Below are 17,905 nucleotides of genomic sequence, written 5' to 3' on the forward strand. Positions count from 1 at the left end.
CTCGCTGCTGCTCAAGCATCACCCTCACCCTCCAGCCCCGCAATCCGGGGCTTGCGCCCCCTGGCACAGCTCTTGCGATACACCTTTACCCTCTGCTTTCCCAAGGCCAGCCATGCGCGTGCTTTCTCGTCTTTCCTGGTTCATCTCCCCCCTGGCCCTGCTTATCTGCTGGGCCGTGGTGGCTTATGCCGGGCTGTTTCCGGCCAACCTGCTTATCCCGCCGCTGGAGGTGTGGCACAGCCTCACCGACCTGCTGGCCACCGGCGAGTTGCAAGAGCACTTGGCCGGCAGCCTGTCGCGACTGGCCTTGGGCTTTACCGGCGGCGCACTGGCCGGCCTTGGTTTCGGCGCGGCGCTGGCCTTGTCGAAGACCGTGGAGGCCTACTGCGCCCCGCTGTTCCACACCCTGCGCCAGGTGCCCAGCATCGCGTTGATCCCGATGTTCGTGCTGCTGTTTGGGGTGGATGAAACCTTCAAGGTGATCATCGTCGCCAAGACTGCGTTTTTCCCGGTGGCACTGGCCACCTGCGAAGGTATCCGCGCGATCCCTCGCAGCCATTTCGAAGTGGCTGCGGTATACCGCCTGCGCTGGCCCACGCTGGTATGGCGGATCGCCCTGCCCGCTGCGGTGCCGGCGATCGTCACCGGTATCCGCGTGGCCCTGACCCGTGCCTGGGTAGTGCTGGTGGCTTGCGAGCTGCTGGCGGCCGACAGCGGTCTGGGGCAGATGATCGAGATGGGCCGGCAAATGCTGCGCATCGATGTAGTGATGGTCGGCGTTGTGCTGACCGGGCTGATCGGCTTCACCCTGGACTTCACCCTGCGCCGCGTGGAACGACACTTGTCCGCCTGGCAGAGCCGCTGAGGAGGCTGTGATGAAACGACTTGATTTGCGTGGCCTGGTACTGCCGCTGTTGCTGCTCGGCGCCTGGGAGTACGCCTCGCGCCAAGGTGCAGCCGGGGCCTATGCGTTCGTGCCACTGGCGCAGGTGGGCACAGCATTGGCCGAACTGCTGGGCAGCGGCGAACTGCTGGTCAACCTGTGGGCGAGCCTGTTACGTACCTGCAGCGGCCTTGCCATCGGCATTGTCGGCGGTGTCGGGCTGGGTGCGTTGATGGCCCTGTCCTCCCCCGCCAACCGCCTGATCGCGCCGCTGTTCCATGCCTTGCGCCAGGTGCCGATGCTGGGCTGGATCCCGCTGATCGCCTTGTGGCTGGGGAACGGCGAAGGCGCCAAGCTGCTGATCGTCAGCCTGGCAGCGTTGTACCCGATGGTGCTCAACACCTTCGAGAGCCTGCGCCAGGTCGCCGGTCAGCACCGCGAAGCGGCACGGGTGCTGATGCTCGGCCGCTGGCAGCAGCTTTGGCTGATCCTGTTGCCCGCCGCACTGCCCGGCATTACCGCCGGGGTGCTGCAAGCCTTGGCCTTTGCCTGGGTAACCTCGGTGGGCAGCGAGCTGTTTTTGTCTGCCGGGGCTGGCCTTGGCAGCCTGATGATGAACGCCGAAGCTGCGGCGCGCATGGAGATCATCGTGGTCTGCGTGCTGTGCATCGGCCTGAGTGGCTACCTGATGTCCTGGCTGTGCACCCTGCTCACCCGCCGCCTGCTGCGCTGGCGCACCAACCATTGAAAGGCCCGACCATGAACGCCATCGCCCACGTTTTACCCACCACCGCCAGCACCGGCGCGCTGACCATTCGCGGCCTGAACAAGGCGTACCCGCTCAAGGGCAAGCAGGTGCCAGTGCTCGAAGGCATCGATCTGGATATCCGCCCGGGCGAATTCGTCAGCATCCTCGGCGCCAGCGGCTGTGGCAAATCCACGCTGCTGCGGCTGATTGTCGGCCTCGACCAAGACTACCAGGGCCAGATCCTGCTGGACCGGCAACCCGTGCGCGGGCCGGGCCTGGAGCGCGGTATCGTGTTCCAGGACCATCGTCTGTTCCCGTGGATGACCCTGCAGCAGAACATTGCCTTGGCCTTGAAAAACCATGCGCTACCCGCAGCCGAGAAGAACAGGTTGGTGGCCGAGCACATCGAACTGGTAGGCCTGAGTGGTTACGAGCAGGCCTACCCGCACCAGCTGTCCGGCGGCATGGCCCAGCGCGCGGCAATTGCCCGGGCGCTGGTGAACAAGCCCAAGGTGCTGTTGCTGGACGAACCGCTCGGCGCGCTGGACGCCCTGACCCGGGTACGGTTGCAGCAGGAGCTGCAGCGCATCTGGGTGCAGGAGCGTTGCACGGTAATCATGGTGACCCATGACATCGAGGAAGCGCTGTACCTGGGGGACCGGGTGATCGTGATGGACGCGCACCCGGGGCGGATTCGCGAGGACTTGCGCATTGATCTGCCACACCCACGACAGCGGGACAGCCAGGTGTTGCAGGGGTACAAGCAGCGCTTGCTGGGGGAGCTGGTGGGGCATTGCGGGGGAGACGGGCGCCTCGCCTGAGGTGGTGGAACGGGTCTCCCGAAGGATGATTGCGGCGTGCTTAGCCGGGGCCGCTTTGCGGCCCATCGCGACACAAGGCCGCTCCTACAGAGATGTGCAATCCCCTGTAGGAGCGGCCTTGTGTCGCGATGGGCTGCGCAGCAGCCCCTGCATTTCAAGCCAACAGCTGGCCCCTCGGGCCCTCAACCCACCAAGGTGAAGTCCGCTGCAGTCACTGTGGTTGCATCCGCCACCCCTACCAGGCGAATGGAGTCGGTAGCACCGATGCTGACCAGCGTATCGTCGCCAACATCGGCGATGGTGACGCTGGCGGCAAAGGTCGCCGCGGTAATGTTGAAGGCCGTGATATCCAGCAGGTCCTGGCCACCGGTCGCGTTGCTGTCGAAGTTGATGATCAGGTCATTGCCGAAGCCGGCAGCAAACTGGAACACATCATTGCCATCAGTGGCCATCATCGTGTCATCGCCTGCACCGCCGTTGACCGTGTCGTCGCCCACCTCACCGTTGAGGAAGTCGTTGCCACTGCCACCCGACAGGATGTCGTTGCCAGCATCACCGAACAGCGTGTCGCTGCCTGTACCACCGTTGAGGATGTCATTGCCAAGACCGCCATCGAGGCTGTCGTTGTCGTCGCCACCGTTCAAGGTGTCGTTGCCACTGCCACCTAGCAGCTGGTCGTTGCCTGCGCCACCGTTGAGCACGTCGTTGCCGGCACCACCGTTAAGTAGGTCGTTGCCCGTGCCTCCGGTGATGATGTTGTCCAACGTGTTGCCGCCACCGGCGAAATTGCCCAACCCTGTATAGGTCAGGTTCTCGACGTTGGCACCCAGGGTATAGCTGGCCAGTGTGGTACGCACGGAATCCGTACCAGCCTCAGTGGCCTCGATCACTCCATCGCCAGCGTTATCCACCACGTAAGTGTCGTTGCCGAGACCACCCACCAGGCGGTCGGAACCCGCCCCGCCATTGAGCAAGTCGTTGCCAGTACCGCCGAACATGAGGTTGTCCAGCGTGTTGCCGCCACCGATGAAGTTACCTACACCTGTATAGGTCAGGTTTTCGACGTTGGCACCCAGGTTATAGCTGGATAGCGTGGTACGCACGGAATCCGTACCGGCCCCCGTGGCCTCGATCACACCATCCCCGGCGTTATCCACCACGTAGGTGTCGTTGCCGAGGCCACCCACCAGCCGGTCGGCACCTGCGCCACCATTAAGCAAGTCGTTGCCAGTGCCACCGGTGATGATATTGTCCAGCGTATTACCGCCACCGACGAAGTTGTCCACGCCGGTATAGATCAGGTTCTCGATATTGTTGGCCATGCCGTAGCTGGCTAGCGTGGTACGCACGGTATCCGTACCGCCCCCCGTAGCCTCGATCACCACATCCCCGGCGTTATCCACCACGTAGGTATCGTTGCCGAGGCCACCCACCAGCCGGTCGACACCTGTACCACCATTGAGCAAGTCGTTGCCGGCGCCGCCGATCATGAGGTTGTCCAGCGTGTTACCGCCACCGATGAAGTTGCCCACCCCGGTATAGACCAGGTTCTCGATATTGATGGCCATGCCGTAGCTAGCTAGCGTGGTACGCACGGTATCCGTACCGCCCCCCGTGGCCTCGATCACCACATCCCCGGGGTTATCAACCACGTAGGTGTCGTTGCCAAGGCCACCGACCAGACGGTCGGCACCTGCGCCGCCATTGAGCAGATCGTTGCCGACGCCCCCGGTGATTATGTTGTCCAGCGCGTTACCACCACCGACGAAGTTGCCCACCCCGGTATAGACTAGGTTCTCGATATTGATGGCCATGCCGTAGCTGGCTAGCGTGGTACGCACGCTATCCGTACCACCCCCTGTGGCCTCGATCACCACATCCCTGGCATTATCCAGCACGTAGGTATCGTTGCCGAGCCCCCCCACCAGCCGGTCGACACCTGCACCGCCATTGAGCAAGTCGTTGCCCGCGCCGCCGATCATGAGGTTGTCCAGCGTGTTACCGCCACCGATGAAGGTGCCCACCCCGGTATAGGTCAGGTTTTCAACATTGGCAGTCAGGTTGTAGCTGGCCAGGCTGGTCTGCACCAGGTCGACACCGCCGTTAAGCGATTCGCTCACCGTGTCGCCGACATTGTCGACCACGAAGATATCGTTGCCAGCACCGCCTGTCATGGCGTCCGCGCCAAGCCCACCGTTGAGGATATCGTTACCAAGCCCACCGTCGAGGATGTCGTTGCCAAGCCCGCCAAACAGCTGGTCGGCTCCGTCCAGGCCCGAGATCACGTCATTGCCTGCGCTCCCGATCAGGATATCGGCTCCGTTGGTGCCGACCAGCGTCAACCCTGGTACTACAGCAGTCGCCGCCGAGGTGAGTGTCTCCACGGCGCCGAAGGCATCGGTGTAGCGCACGATCACCTGCAATTGCTGACCCCCCTGGTTGAGGCCTGGGGTGAAGGTGGCCGCAGTGGCACCCACGATGTCGGTGAAGACGCCCCCCGTACCTTGCTGCCACTGGAAGCTGAACGCCCCCAGCCCGTCAATGTCGGCAATACTGCCGGTCAGTGCCGTCAGCGTCTGCCCGATATCCGGCGTGGTGTCGCTGATCAGCAGTGCACCGGTCGGTGCATCGTTGACGTTGGCCACCGGGTCGAGGATGTCGGAGGCGATGCTTTCCTGCACACCAAAGTCATCCACATAGCTGACCACCACGCGCATGTTCTGCCCCACTTGCGCCTGGGTGAGGACAAAGGTGCTGCTGATGGCGCCAACAATGTTGACCCAGCCCACACCCCGGTTGGACTGCCACTGGAAGGTGAACTGCGGGTTGCTCAGGCCGTCGGCATCGACGATGGTCGCCGGGTTGGCAGTGAGCGTCTGGTTCTGCACCAGCAGCCCGGTCACGGTCGGCCCGGCACTCGGTGCGCTGTTCGCCGACGAATCGACGATTTCCAGCGTGCCCTTGGCGTCCTGGTACACCGCACGTACGCGGATGCTCAGGCCAGCCACATCGTCCGTGACCCGGTAGGTGGCGCCCGTCGCTCGCTGGACCTCACCTGCGGCGACAAAGGTGATGTCTTCATAGACACCCGAACCCGGCAGCGTCTCGACTTGCCAGTAATAGGCCACAGGGCCGTTGACCGCGCCGGTCGTGTTGGCCGCGCTGACGTTGTCCGCATCGTGTACCGCCAGGGGTGTAACGCGCAGCAGCTGGCCGCTGACCGGGGTGTCGTCACGCAACCCGGTGGCAGCGTCCAGGATCGCCAGGTGCCCCGTGGGGCCAGCGTTGACGGCGGTACCCACGCCAGAGGCCTGGGAGCGGTCAGAGAACTGCAGCCGCTCGATACCGGTCAGGTGGTCGACACCATCACGCCCGGCCACCAGGTCGGTGACGATCACCGCATTGCCATCGACCACCACGCTGTAGTCGGTGGCTACCCCCGAGAACACCGCCGTGTCGTAGTTGTCGGTGCCGTTGAGGATCTCCCGCACGATCACCAGCTGGCCTGGGTTGTAGGTGCCGTTGAGCATCAGCGGCACCATGGGCTCCATGCTGTCGTAACTGGCGATTTCCGGGCCAGTGCCATCGAGGTTGGCGCGCACGCTGATGCGCACGTTCAGCCACTTGTCACCGTCAAGGATGTCGTCGCCGCCACGGCCTTCGATCAGGTCGCTGCCGCTGCCGCCGAGGATGATGTTGCCGCCATCGTAGAACGTTGCACCGGCGGCCAGCAGGCTGGACAGGCCATTGATCAGGTTGATGTTGGTCAGCACGCTGCCAGTGGCACCCGCGGTGGGCAGCGAAGTGGCATCTTCGTTGTCACCGCGCAGGAAGTCGCCATGGGCCGAGCCCGACAGGCCTTCCATGATGTCGAAGCGGACCAGCGCCGAAGCGCCAGAGCCCGGTACTGGCGGCACGTCGAAGAAGCGGTCGGTATAGTCGATGGTCACACCCTGGGCCAGGCCCTTGAAGGTTGCCCAGTCGTAGCCCGAGCCACCGATGTAACGGTCGCCAAAGCCCAGGCTGCCGACCATGATGTCGTCGCCGCCTTCACCGTTGAACTTGTCGTTCTCGTTGCCGCCGATAAACACGTCGTGGCCGATGATGGGGTCGTTGCCGAGCGGGTCGAAGTTGTCGCCAGGCGCACCGTCCGAGGTGCCCTTCTCGATCCAGTCGTCACCTTCGTTACCCATGTCCTGCTCGTTGGCCTTGCTGCCCAGGATAAAGTCGTTGCCCTGGCCGCCAATGGCTTCGGAGGCATCTTCACCGGTGACGATGAAGTCGTTGCCGAAACCGCCGATGATCAGGTTGACGCCATTGCCGCCGTGCAGCACGTCGTTGCCGTCGCCGCCCTGGATGTTGTCGTCACCGCCCATGTCGCTGATGATGTCGTCGCCGGCACCACCGCGCAGCTGGTCGTTGCCGTCACCCCCCTCGATGCGGTCGTTGCCGCCATCGCCCCAGACCGTGTCGTCACCCTCGCTGGACACCAGGATATCGTCACCGTCGGTGCCGCCCAGCACGATGTGCTCGGCACCGGCATAGCGGATGTAGTTGGTGTCCGGGCCAGCCGTCAGCGGGCTGTCGCGGAACACCACCTGCTCGCCGTTTTCGCCCAGTGGGTCGACGTTGCCCAGGCCTGCGTTGAACTGCTTGCTCTGGTCGACTTCCAGGTAGAAGCCCGGGTCGGAGAACACCAGGCCCGGCAGGTGGGTGGCGGAGGTGTTGGCCATGATCAGTTTGGCGAAGGAATTGCTTTCCAGCTCGGCGTTCATCGACAGGCCGGAGGTGCGCTCCAGGTAGTAGAAGCGGTCGCCGTCCTGCAATTTCTCCATCTGGTTTTCGAACACGAAGTTGAAGGTACTGCCGAGCATGCCGCCGAACGGGGTCTTCTCTTCGGCCAGGCCGCCGATCCACAGGTCGATGGCATCGACACCGGTAATGGTTACCGCCTTCAGGTCATCGGCGGTGCCCAGCACGCCATCCTTGCCAGGCAAGGTCACATTGGCCCAGGTGCCGCTGCTGTTGAGGAAGTCCAGGCGGTCGGCCGGCGCGCCATCGCCACCGAACACCAGGGCCATGGCCGCAGCGCGTTTTTCCAGCAGTGTGGTGGCCCCGGTGATGGTGCTGTGGGTGCCATAGGCCGCAATGAAGTTGATCAGCGACTCGGGGTGCTTCAGGTGCTGCACCAAGTCGACCCAGCTGGTATACGGCTTGAGCTGGGTATCACCGGTTTGCCCGTAGATGTCGCGGCGCACGGCGTTCAGCGAAGGGATGCCGACGTCGCGGCCACGGGCAATGTTGATCGCCGGCAAGTCCAGCGGCAGGCCGAGCAGGTTGTTGCGCAACGCCTCGGTGACGAACTCGTCGATTTCGTTGCCACCCTGGCGGGTGACCCCGCGGACGATGGCGCTGGTGGCATCCTCGGGGGTAACACCACTGGCCGCATAGGCCAGCGGGTTGAGAAACGCTGCAATCAGGCCCAGTTGCTGGTCAGGGTTGGCGCTGGCCGGGTCCTTGATGACGTTGAAGTCGATGTCGTAACGATCGACAGTCTCGGTCAGCATGGAGTGGCCGAAGCGGTACACGGTGTGGGCGAACTCGGCCACGATCGATGCGTCGAGGTCGACGTCGTACACCTGGGTCGGGGCAAAGAACAGGTCGACCCGTGGTTGCACGGTACGGGCGAACTCCTCGAACACCAAGTGCTGGTACTGCATCTCGGTACCGAACTTGGCCGCCTGGAACAGCCGCTCGCCGTTCCATACCAATGCGCCGATCTCGGCCGGGGTAACCGGCAATGCGGTTACCGGGTTGAGCAGCCATTCGTTGAGGAAGGCCAGGTCGTGCGAGTCGAGCACGGTGTCCATGGTCTGCGCCACCAGCCGGTTGTGCTCGGAGTGGAAGATCGCATGCACGGCTGTCAGGCCGATGTTCTCGTTGACCCGACCGTCGCCGGCGACGTAATGCGCGTCCAGCAGTTCGTTGTCGTAGGCCAGGTTGGCCCCGGTCTGTGGGTTGACCGGCACAGCGTTGCCGGCAACGTTGTCGGCATCCGGCGCCAACACGCCGCCACTGAACACGGGTACTGCGTTATGAGCAATGTCGGCGAGGAACTGGTGCCCCGTGCGCACGGCGTTGGTCAGGTCGAGCGGCGCCAGCGGGTTGCCTTCGACCTGTTGGTCATCGGCAGTGCCGGCAATGCCGTCGAGGCCCTTCATCACCACCATCGGGTAGCCGTTCGGCCCCTTGATGAAGTTGCCGTATGCGTCGGTTGCCAGCAACGGCACGTTGTCGACGTCGGCATCGGTCAGGTTGATGCCAAGCACGTCGCGGGCCTGGGCCTTGAGTACTTTCCAGGTGGCCATGCCACCGATCTCGGTGTCGTCGGCAGTGCCGAACTTGCCATCGGCGCCCAGGTCACGGTTGGTGATCAGCCGGCCAGTGGCAACAGGGCCGTCGTCGGTCAACAGGTAGGCACGCAGGAACACCTGGTGCGACGGGTGCGAGCTGTAGGTCTGGTTCTGGTCCACGAACGGCGTGGTGGTGTTGGTGTGTTCGTGAACGTCATCGGCGTTGCCGAGGATGCCATCCGGCCCTGGCAGGTTGGTGGCACGGGTCACCACCATGAAGTTGGTGAAACCACCCTCCACGTAGAGCGGGTCATCGGGTTGCAGCGGGATGTAGATAGTCCCCGAACCACCCTTGGTGACCAGGTCCAGGCCATGGTCGAAGAACTGCCCGAAGAACGTCATCCAGGCGTTGAACGGCGCAGACAGGCCGGCATCGGCAGCGGTGTTTTCGAACAGGTATACATCGTGGTCGTCCGTGGTGCCGAACTGGCCATCCATGCCCGGGCTGGCGACGATGCGCACGCCGTCCTTGAGCACGTCGTCGTTACCGGGCGTGCCGAAGTTGAGCACGCCATCGGCACCTGGGTCATACGCGGTGGCATAGGCTGCCGGGTTGTTGGAGGTCTGGTCGACGATCAGGTTACTGATGGTGCGCGGCTGCGAGTCGAACACCGGGCCGCTGGTCTGCTGGTACGACGAGCCCGGAATGGCCGGCGAGCCAGGGCCGAAGAAGCCGGCCGGTGCACCTTCTGCCGGGTTGAACACCGGGTCGGTCAGGCGCGGGAAGACATTGTCGGCAGCACCGAACTGGGTGTTGTTGTTGCCGTTGAGGTTCATCAGGTTGTTGTTCGAGCCATCGACCGCACGCAGGCCCAAGGGTGCGCGGATGTTGGGGATCAGCGAGAGGATGTCCTGCCCGGCGGCATCGGCCTCGGCGATCTTGATCTGGTCGAGGATGAAGTTGAGGTCAGAGCGCACCATGTGCAGCCCCTCGCCCCCTGCCGTGGCATCCACGACCGGAGTGGCCGGCGTTGGCACCACCGGTGCGCCCGGCTGCACCACCGCCGTGGGTGCGGAATACAACACCTCGGTTGTGCCATGGGCGTCCTGGTAGATCGCCTTGACCCGCAGGCTCAGCCCGGCCAGGTCTGGCGACACCTTGAACGCGGTGCCATCGGCGCTCTGGAACGCCAGGTCACCGGCCGGTAGCAGGATGATGTCCTCGAACACACCACTGCCCGGGTCGGCCTCGAATTGCCAGTAGTACGACACTGAACGGTCGGCAAGCGTGCCTGTCGGGTTGCCCGCACTGATATTGTCGGCATCGAGCACGCCCGCCACGCTCACCGTCAGCATATCGCCCACCGTGATCGCACCGCCGTTGCCATCGGTGACGGTCGGGCTGCCCGTGGGCTGCGCGTTCACCCCTGCCACCAGCACGCGTTGGCTGTCGGAGAACTGCAGGCGTTCGATATGCAACAGCGTATCGACGCCATCGCGGCCGTCCACAGTATCGGTCACCGTCCACACATCGTCCGCGACATCGGCCGTGCCTTTGGTGTTCTGGGTTACCACGTACTCGCTCTGCACCCCCGCATACACAGCCGTGTCGAAGGCCGCCCCGCCAGTGGAGGTACCCGGCAGGATTTCCCGCACGGCTTTCAGCTGGCCAGGGTTGTAGGTGCGGTCGAGCATGAACGGGATCATGTCGACCATGCTGTCGAAGCTGGCGATCTCTGGCCCGGTGTGGTTGACGTCGCCAGGGGCGTACACGGCGATGCGCACGTTCAGCCATTTGTCGCCGTCGATCAGGTCATCGCCGCCACGGCCCTCGATCAGGTCGCTGCCATTGCCGCCAAGCATGATGTTGCCGGTGGCAAAGCCCGTGGTCGGCAACCCGGCATCCGCCAGGAACTGCTGCAGCCCACGGATCAGCGCCACGTTGGTCAGCGCACTGCCCGTGGCACCGCCATGGTTGAGGATGGTCACGGCATCGACGTCATCGCCCTTGAGCACATCGGCGTAGTCCGAACCGGACACCCCTTCGACCTCGGCAAAGCGGTCGAGGATGCTGGCCGGCGAGGCGCCGACCGGGTTGAATACCCCGGCGTTCTGGTTTGGCGCATTGCCGTGGGGCTGGGCCAGCGCTGCCAGGCTCAGGTCAACGGTGACGCCGACCTTGTCGTTCTTGTTGGTGATCCAGTCGAAGCCGGACATGCCGTCCATCTTGTCTTGGGCATCGCTGCCGACAAAGATGTCGTCACCGCCCTCGCCGATCATTTCGTCAAAGCCACCACCACCGACGAAGATGTCGTTGCCGACCACTTCGTCACCCAGCAGTGGCGCAAAGTTGTCACCAGGCGCACCGTCCTGGGTACCCTTCTCGATCCAGTCATCGCCCTCGTTGCCGGTGGGTGGCAGGTTGGTCTTGGCGCCGAGGATGAAGTCATCGCCCTGGCCACCGAAGGTGGTAGAAATGTCCTCGGTGGTGATGATGAAGTCCTGGCCGTCGCCCCCCAGGATCAGGTTGCCAGCCGCCAGCATGCTGCCGGCGACGATCACGTCGTTACCGGCGTTACCCTCCAGGCGGTTGTCGCCGAACGAGTCGGTGATGATGTCGTCGCCTGCACCACCCAGCACTGCGTCGTTGCCGGCGCCACCTTCGAGCACGTCGTCGCCGGCATCGCCGTAAACGGTATCGTCGCCTTCGCCCGAGATGATGATGTCGTTGCCGGCCGTGCCGCCCAGCACCACATGGTCTTCACCGGTGTAGTGCAGGTAGTTGGCGTCAGGGCCCACGGTGTCGGGGTTGTCGCGAATCACCAGCGGCAGGATTTCAACCCCGTTTATCTCGATGCCCCCCGTCGGGTCGGCCTTGCCGTCGGCACCCAGCCCGGTGAACTGATTGGCCTGGTTCACTTCCAGGGTGAAGGTAGGCGTGAGGAACACGGTGTTGGACAGGTGGGTGACGTCGGAGTTGAGCATGATCAGCTTGGCAAAGGAGTTGTTCTCCAGTTCCGTACCGAAGTTCATGCCCGCCGTACGCGAGAGGTAGTAGAAACGGTCGCCGTTCTGCAGCGCTTCCAGCTGGGTCTCGAAGACGAAGTTGAAGCTGGACCCGAGCATGCCGCCGAAGGGCATTTTCTTCTCGGCCAGGCCGCCGACCCAGAAGTCGATGGCATCCACCCCGGTCACGGTCACGCCGGTAATGTCGTCGGCCGTGCCGGCGATGCCGTCTTTGCCGGCCAGCGTCACGTTGGCATAGGCGCCGGTGCCGTTGAGGAAGTCCAGGCGGTCGAGTGGTGAACCGCTACCGCCAAGCACCAGCGCCACTGCGGCGGCGCGCTTGTCCGCTTCGGTGGTTGCCCCGGTGATGGTGGCGTGAGTACCGTAGGCAGCAATGAAGTTGATCAGCGATGCCGGGTGCTTGAGGTGGTCGGCAAAGTCGGCCCAGCTGATGTAGGGCTTGAGCTGGCTGTCGCCCGTTGCCGCGTAGAACTCGCGACGCGCCTCGTTCAGGCTGGGGATGCCGGTATCACGACCCCGGGCTATGTTCAGCGCGGGCAGGTCCAGCGGCAGGCCGAGCAGGTTGTTGCGCAGGGCTTCGGTGACGAACTCGTCGATTTCGTTGCCCAGCTGGCGGGTAACACCGCGGATGATCGCACCGGCCGCTTCGTCGGCGGTGGCACCGCTGCCAGCGAACGCCAGCGGGTTGAGGAAGGCGGCAATCAGGCCCAGTTGCTGGTCAGGGTTGTCGGGGTCGGCCGACACCGGGTTGAACGACGGGTCGAAGCGGTCGACGGTTTCGGTCAGCATCGAGTGGCCGAAGCGGTACACCACATGGGCGAACTCGGCGAGGATGGCCGGGTTGATCGAGGTGTCGTAGCCATTAGGGGCGAGGAACTCGTCGATCTGCGGCTGGATGGTGCGGGCGAACTCTTCGAACACCAGGTGCTGGTACTGCATTTCGGTGCCGAACTTGGCCGCCTGGAACAGCCGCTCGCCGTCCCACACCAGCGCGGCGATGCCAGCAGGCGTGGTGGGGATGGCGGTAACATCGTCGATAAGCCACTCGTTGAGGAACGCCAGGTCGCCTGCGGCCAGCAGGGTGTCCTTGGTCTGCTGCACCAGCCGGTTGTGCTCGGAGTGGAACACGTGGTGCACAGCGGTCAGGCCGATATTTTCGTTCACCCGACCGTCGCCAGCGATGTAGTGGGCGTCGAGCAGTTCGTTGTCGTAGGTCAGGTTGTTGCCGCCCGGGCCCACAGGCTGCGCGTTGCCAATGGCGGTGTCGGCGTCGGCTTGCAGCACGCCCCCCACTACCACGGGGGCCGCGTTATGGGCGATGTCGTCCAGGAAGCCATGCCCGGTGCTCACGGCATTGGCCAGGCTGATGGGCGCGGCGCGGTTGCCTTCGACCAGTTGGGTGACGTCATCGGCAGTGCCGGCAATGCCGTCGGCGCCGTTGTTCACGCGCATCACCACCTGCGGCATGCCGTTGGGCCCGCGCAGGAAGTTGCCGTAGGCATCGGTGGCCAGCAACGGCACGCTGTGCACGTCGGCATCGGTCAGGTTGATACCCAGCAGGTCACGGGCCTGGGCCTTGACCACCGCCCAGGTGGCCATGCCGCCATTTCCGCTGTCGCCATCGTCGGCGGTGCCGAATTTGCCATCCGCGCCAAGGTCGCGGTTGGTGATCAGCCGGCCTGTGGCCACCGGGTCACCGGCGCCATCGAGCATGTACTCGCGCAAAAATACCTGGTGCGAGGGGTGCGAGCTGTAGGTCTGGCTCTGGTCAACGAACGGCGAGGTGGTGTTGGGCTGACTATCGTCGGCCGTGCCCACCACGCCATCGGCGCCGGCGGTGCGTACGGCGCGTGACAGCACCATGAAGTTGGTCGGGCTGCCGGCCACGTACAGCGGGTCATCCGGGCGCAGCGGTATGAACACGATGTCGGTGCTGCTCTTGCTGACCAGGTCCAGGCCGTGGTCGAAGAACTGCCCGAAGAAGGTCATCCAGGCGTTGAAGCCCGCCGTCAGGCCCGCGTCCGGCGAGACGTTGGGGATGAAGAACACCGGCTTGTCGTCGGCGGTGCCGAACACCCCGTCGATACCGGGGCTTATCACCGGGGCTGCGCCACCATTGGCTTCGACGGCCGCCGGGTTGTTGGCGGTCTGGTCGACGATCAGGTTGCTGATGGTGCGCGGTTGCGAATCGACGACGTTGCCGGTGCCCACGTAGTTGGCACGGTAGGAGGTATCGAGCAGGCGCAGGAACGAATTGTCGGCAGCGCCGAACTCGCTTTGCCCGGCCACCAGGTTGTTGAAACTGCCATCGACGGTGCGCAGGCCGAACGGTACCTGGCTGTTGGGCAGCAGGTCACTCAGGCTGGCGCCGTCAGCATGAGCCTCGGCGATGAAGATTTGTTTGAGAATGAATTCCAGGTCCGACTTGCTGAAATTGGCCATTGCAATTGCCCTCGATCTTTCCGGAGAAATCACAGGGCAACAGGGTCCTTCCCGCGCCCAGTCAGTGTTGACTTGCGCAGTATCTGGTTCGTGGTTCTGGGCTCGGTGGCGCAACGTTTGTGTGCTGGCGACTCGGCCTCATTGCTGGCAATCCGGCCCCACCGTTCCGGGATGGGACCCTGTTAATCGTGCGCAACAGGTGTAACGCACGTGTATCGACCCCAGCTCGCACAGGGCCCGAATACTTCAGACTAAAGTCGCAGAGCAAAAACTTGTCAATATCCCGTCAAAAAAAACCTTCAACGATGATAATGCGATGCAACTAGCTGTTTTGTCGGCACTTATAAAAAGTTCAAAGACTTCATAGAGCAAAATGATATTACCGATTGTTTCGTTGCAACCTACGCTCCAGCTTGTGGGAGCAACGCAGCGTTTTTGGACTATTCGCCATAAGAGCGACCCGCCTGCGAGCCAACCAAGAAGCCACAACTACCGTTGTACGGGGCGCCGCAAGGGCTTCCCGATTTGTAATAAAGGGAGGCCTCCGATGCCCAAGCCACCACGCACCCGCTCCGAGCTGGCCGACGTGTTGTTTCGCCTGCGCCGCAGCTTCTACGCCCTGGCCGCCTTCAGCGGCGTGATAAACGTCATGATGTTGACGCCAGCTATTTATATGCTGCAGGTGTATGACCGCGCCCTGGTCAGCCGTAATGTCACCACCCTGGGCATGCTCACCCTGCTGGTGGTCGGGTTGTTCCTGCTGATGTCGGCGCTGGAGATGACCCGTACCCGCGTGCTGATCCGGGTAGGCAACTACCTGGACATGGCGCTCAACCGACGCATATTCAGCGCCGCCTTCGAGCGCAACCTGAGCCGCGCAGGCGGCAACCCGGCCCAAGCCCTGCAAGACCTGGCGCAGGTGCGGCAGTTTCTGACCGGCAACGGCCTGTTCGCCTTCTTCGATGCCCCCTGGACACCCATCTATCTGGTGGTCTGCTACCTGATCCACCCCTGGCTCGGGCTGGTCACGACAATCGGCTCGTTGATCCTGGTGGGCCTGGCCTACCTCACTGAAAAGGCCACGCAAAAGCCACTGGCCGAAGCCAACCAGGCGTCAATGTCGTCGGCCAGCTACGCCAACAACAACCTGCGCAACGCCGAAGTGATCGAGGCCATGGGCATGCTGCCGTCAATCGGCAAGCGCTGGTACCAGGGCCACTTGCGCATTCTGCAGATGCAGACCCTGGCCTCCGACCGCGCGGCGCTGATCAGCAGCACCGGGCGCTTCGTGCGCATAACCTTGCAGTCGGTGATCCTGGGGACCGGCGCACTGCTGGCGATCGAAGGCAAGATCACTCCCGGCATGATGATCGCCTGCTCGATCCTGACCGGCCGGGCCCTGGGCCCGGTGGAACAAGTGATCGCCTCATGGAAACAACTGCTGGGCTGCCGTCTGGCCTGGGGCCGGCTCAACGACCTGCTGCAGGACTACCCACAACGGCCACCGAGCATGTCGCTGCAACGGCCGATGGGCATGCTGGCGGTGGAAAACGTGATTGCCGGCGCACCCGGCACCAATACCAGCATCGTGCGCGGGGTGAGCTTCAGCCTGGTCCCCGGTGAGAGCCTGGGCATCATCGGCCCTTCGGCCTCGGGCAAGTCCACCCTCGCCCGCCTGCTGGTGGGTGTGTGGCCGGCCCAGGCGGGCAAGGTGCGCCTGGACGGGGCCGACATCTTTACCTGGAACAAGGCCGAACTGGGCCCGTGGTTGGGCTACCTGCCGCAGGACGTGGAACTGTTCGAGGGCACTATCGCCGAAAACATCGCGCGCTTTGCCGAAGTGGACAGCGATGCAGTGATCCGCGCCGCCCGCAGCAGCGGCGTGCACGACATGATCCTGCGCTTCCCGCAGGGCTACGACACCCGCCTGGCAGCCGACGGCACCCCGCTGTCCGGCGGCCAGAAGCAACGCATAGCACTGGCCCGCGCGCTGTACGGCGAGCCCAACCTGGTGGTACTGGACGAGCCTAACGCCAACCTCGATGACGTCGGCGAGAAGGCTTTGGTCGATGCGCTGGCCGAGTTGAAAACGCGCGGTGCCACGGTGATCCTGATTTCCCACCGGCCCAATGTGCTGTGCGCCGTAGACAAGATACTGATGCTGCGCGACGGCACCGTGCACATGCTCGGCAGCCGTGACGAAGTGTTCGCGGCGCTGCGCAAGGCCAGCGTGATTCCAGCGGCCAATACGGCCCCGCTGGCTTCGGTAAAAGTACGGGAGTAACCCTTCATGCAAATGGCTCAAAACTCCGAACTGATTGCCGCCGAAGCCAAAGACCTGATCGACCTGGACGCCGCCCGGCCGGCACGCTGGGGCGTATGGATGGTAATCGCCGGTTTTGGCGGTTTCCTGCTGTGGTCTTGCCTGGCGCCACTGGACGCGGGCGTGGTTGCCACCGGCACGGTCAAGGTCACCAGCAACCGTAAGGCGGTGCAGCACCTGAGCGGCGGCACGGTCGAGGCGATCCTGGTGCGCGAAGGCGATTTGGTTAAAAAAGGCCAGGAGGTAGTACGCCTCGACGCATTGCGCGCCGCGGCCGAGCAAGGTGCACTCAGTGCCCAGTACATCGTCAGCAAGACCGTGGAAAACCGCCTGGAAGCCGAACGCGATGGCCGCGATACGGTCACCTTCGACCCTGCCCTGCTCAAGCACTACGACAATGACCCAAGGCTGCTGGCGGCCATGGACCTGCAACAGCGCCTGCTCGACACCCGCCGCGCCGGCCTTGCCGGTGAATTGAGCATCCTTGAAGAAAACCTCGCGGCCTCGGCAGTGCAGCTCAAGGGCCTGCAGCAGGTGTACGGCGCCCGCGCCTCGCAGATCGGCTTCCTCAGCCAGGAGCTGCAAGGCACCCGGGTGCTGGCCGCCGAGGGCTATGTACCGCGCAACCGCTTGCTTGAACTGGAGCGCAGCAATGCCGACCTGTCCGCCGGCCAGGCCGAAAACCTCAACAACATTGCCCGCGCACGCAGCCAGGCTACCGAAATCAAGCTGCGCATGCTGCAGCGCCAGCACGACTACCTGAAGGAAGTGGAATCGCAGCTGACCGACACCGCAAAGGAAAACACCACCCTGGCCGACCGTTTGCGTGCGCTGGACTACGAAGTGACCCACACGGTGATCCGCTCGCCGATCGACGGCATGGTCCAGGGCCTGAGCATCGCCACAGTCGGCGGCATCATCCAGCCCGGCGCCAAGATCATGGAGGTGGTGCCGCTCGACCAACCGCTGCAGGTGGACGCGATGATCCCGGTGCAGGCCATCGACAAGATGGTCCCGGGCCTGGCCGTGGACATCGCCTTCCCGGCCTTCAACCACGCGCAGACGCCAAACATTCCGGGGCGGGTGAAGACCATTTCCGCCGACCGCCTGCTCGACGAAGAAAGCAAACAGCCTTTCTACCTGGCCCAGGTAGAAGTGACGCCGGCCGGCATGGGCCTGCTGGGCAGCAACCACATCCGCCCCGGCATGCCCGCCACCGTCACCATCAAGACCGGCGAGCGCAACCTGCTCAGCTACCTGCTCAAACCCATGCTCGAACGCGTCGACGCTGCGTTCAAGGAGCAATGA

The 17,905-nt window shown here is 63.8% G+C and carries 6 protein-coding genes; 5 read left to right on the plus strand and 1 reads right to left on the minus strand.

Annotation, left to right across the window (positions count from 1 at the left end):
• Window positions 1-112 precede the first annotated feature (112 nt).
• From SB756_RS17290 to SB756_RS17300, 3 genes are read left to right on the plus strand one after another with little or no spacing between them, the layout of a single operon-like run.
• Window positions 113-865, plus strand: a complete 753-nt coding sequence (locus tag SB756_RS17290) for an ABC transporter permease (protein ID WP_341798262.1) — start codon at window positions 113-115, stop codon at window positions 863-865.
• A 10-nt stretch (window positions 866-875) separates the two neighbouring features.
• Window positions 876-1,631 carry an ABC transporter permease gene (locus tag SB756_RS17295; RefSeq protein WP_341798261.1) on the plus strand — a complete coding sequence of 252 codons (756 nt, stop codon included), beginning with the start codon at window positions 876-878 and terminating at the stop codon, window positions 1,629-1,631.
• Between the two features lie 11 nt (window positions 1,632-1,642).
• Window positions 1,643-2,452 (plus strand): ABC transporter ATP-binding protein, encoded by an 810-nt coding sequence (locus SB756_RS17300; protein ID WP_410911222.1) that lies wholly within the window; start codon window positions 1,643-1,645, stop codon window positions 2,450-2,452.
• Window positions 2,453-2,634: 182 nt separating this feature from the next.
• Here SB756_RS17300 and SB756_RS17305 read toward each other — a convergent pair whose 3' ends face one another.
• Window positions 2,635-14,274 (minus strand): peroxidase family protein, encoded by an 11,640-nt coding sequence (locus SB756_RS17305; RefSeq protein ID WP_410911223.1) that lies wholly within the window; start codon window positions 14,272-14,274, stop codon window positions 2,635-2,637.
• Between the two features lie 547 nt (window positions 14,275-14,821).
• Between SB756_RS17305 and SB756_RS17310 the strand changes: the two genes are divergently transcribed.
• Window positions 14,822-16,558: a type I secretion system permease/ATPase gene (locus tag SB756_RS17310; RefSeq protein ID WP_341798258.1), complete on the plus strand. Its 1,737-nt coding sequence runs from the start codon at window positions 14,822-14,824 to the stop codon at window positions 16,556-16,558.
• Between the two features lie 6 nt (window positions 16,559-16,564).
• Entirely contained in the window at window positions 16,565-17,905 is a 1,341-nt protein-coding gene (locus SB756_RS17315) for an HlyD family type I secretion periplasmic adaptor subunit (protein WP_410911224.1), read from the plus strand.

The organism is Pseudomonas sp. SIMBA_068 (assembly GCF_046534705.1).
In the GTDB taxonomy this organism is placed as follows: Bacteria; Pseudomonadota; Gammaproteobacteria; order Pseudomonadales; family Pseudomonadaceae; genus Aquipseudomonas; species Aquipseudomonas putida.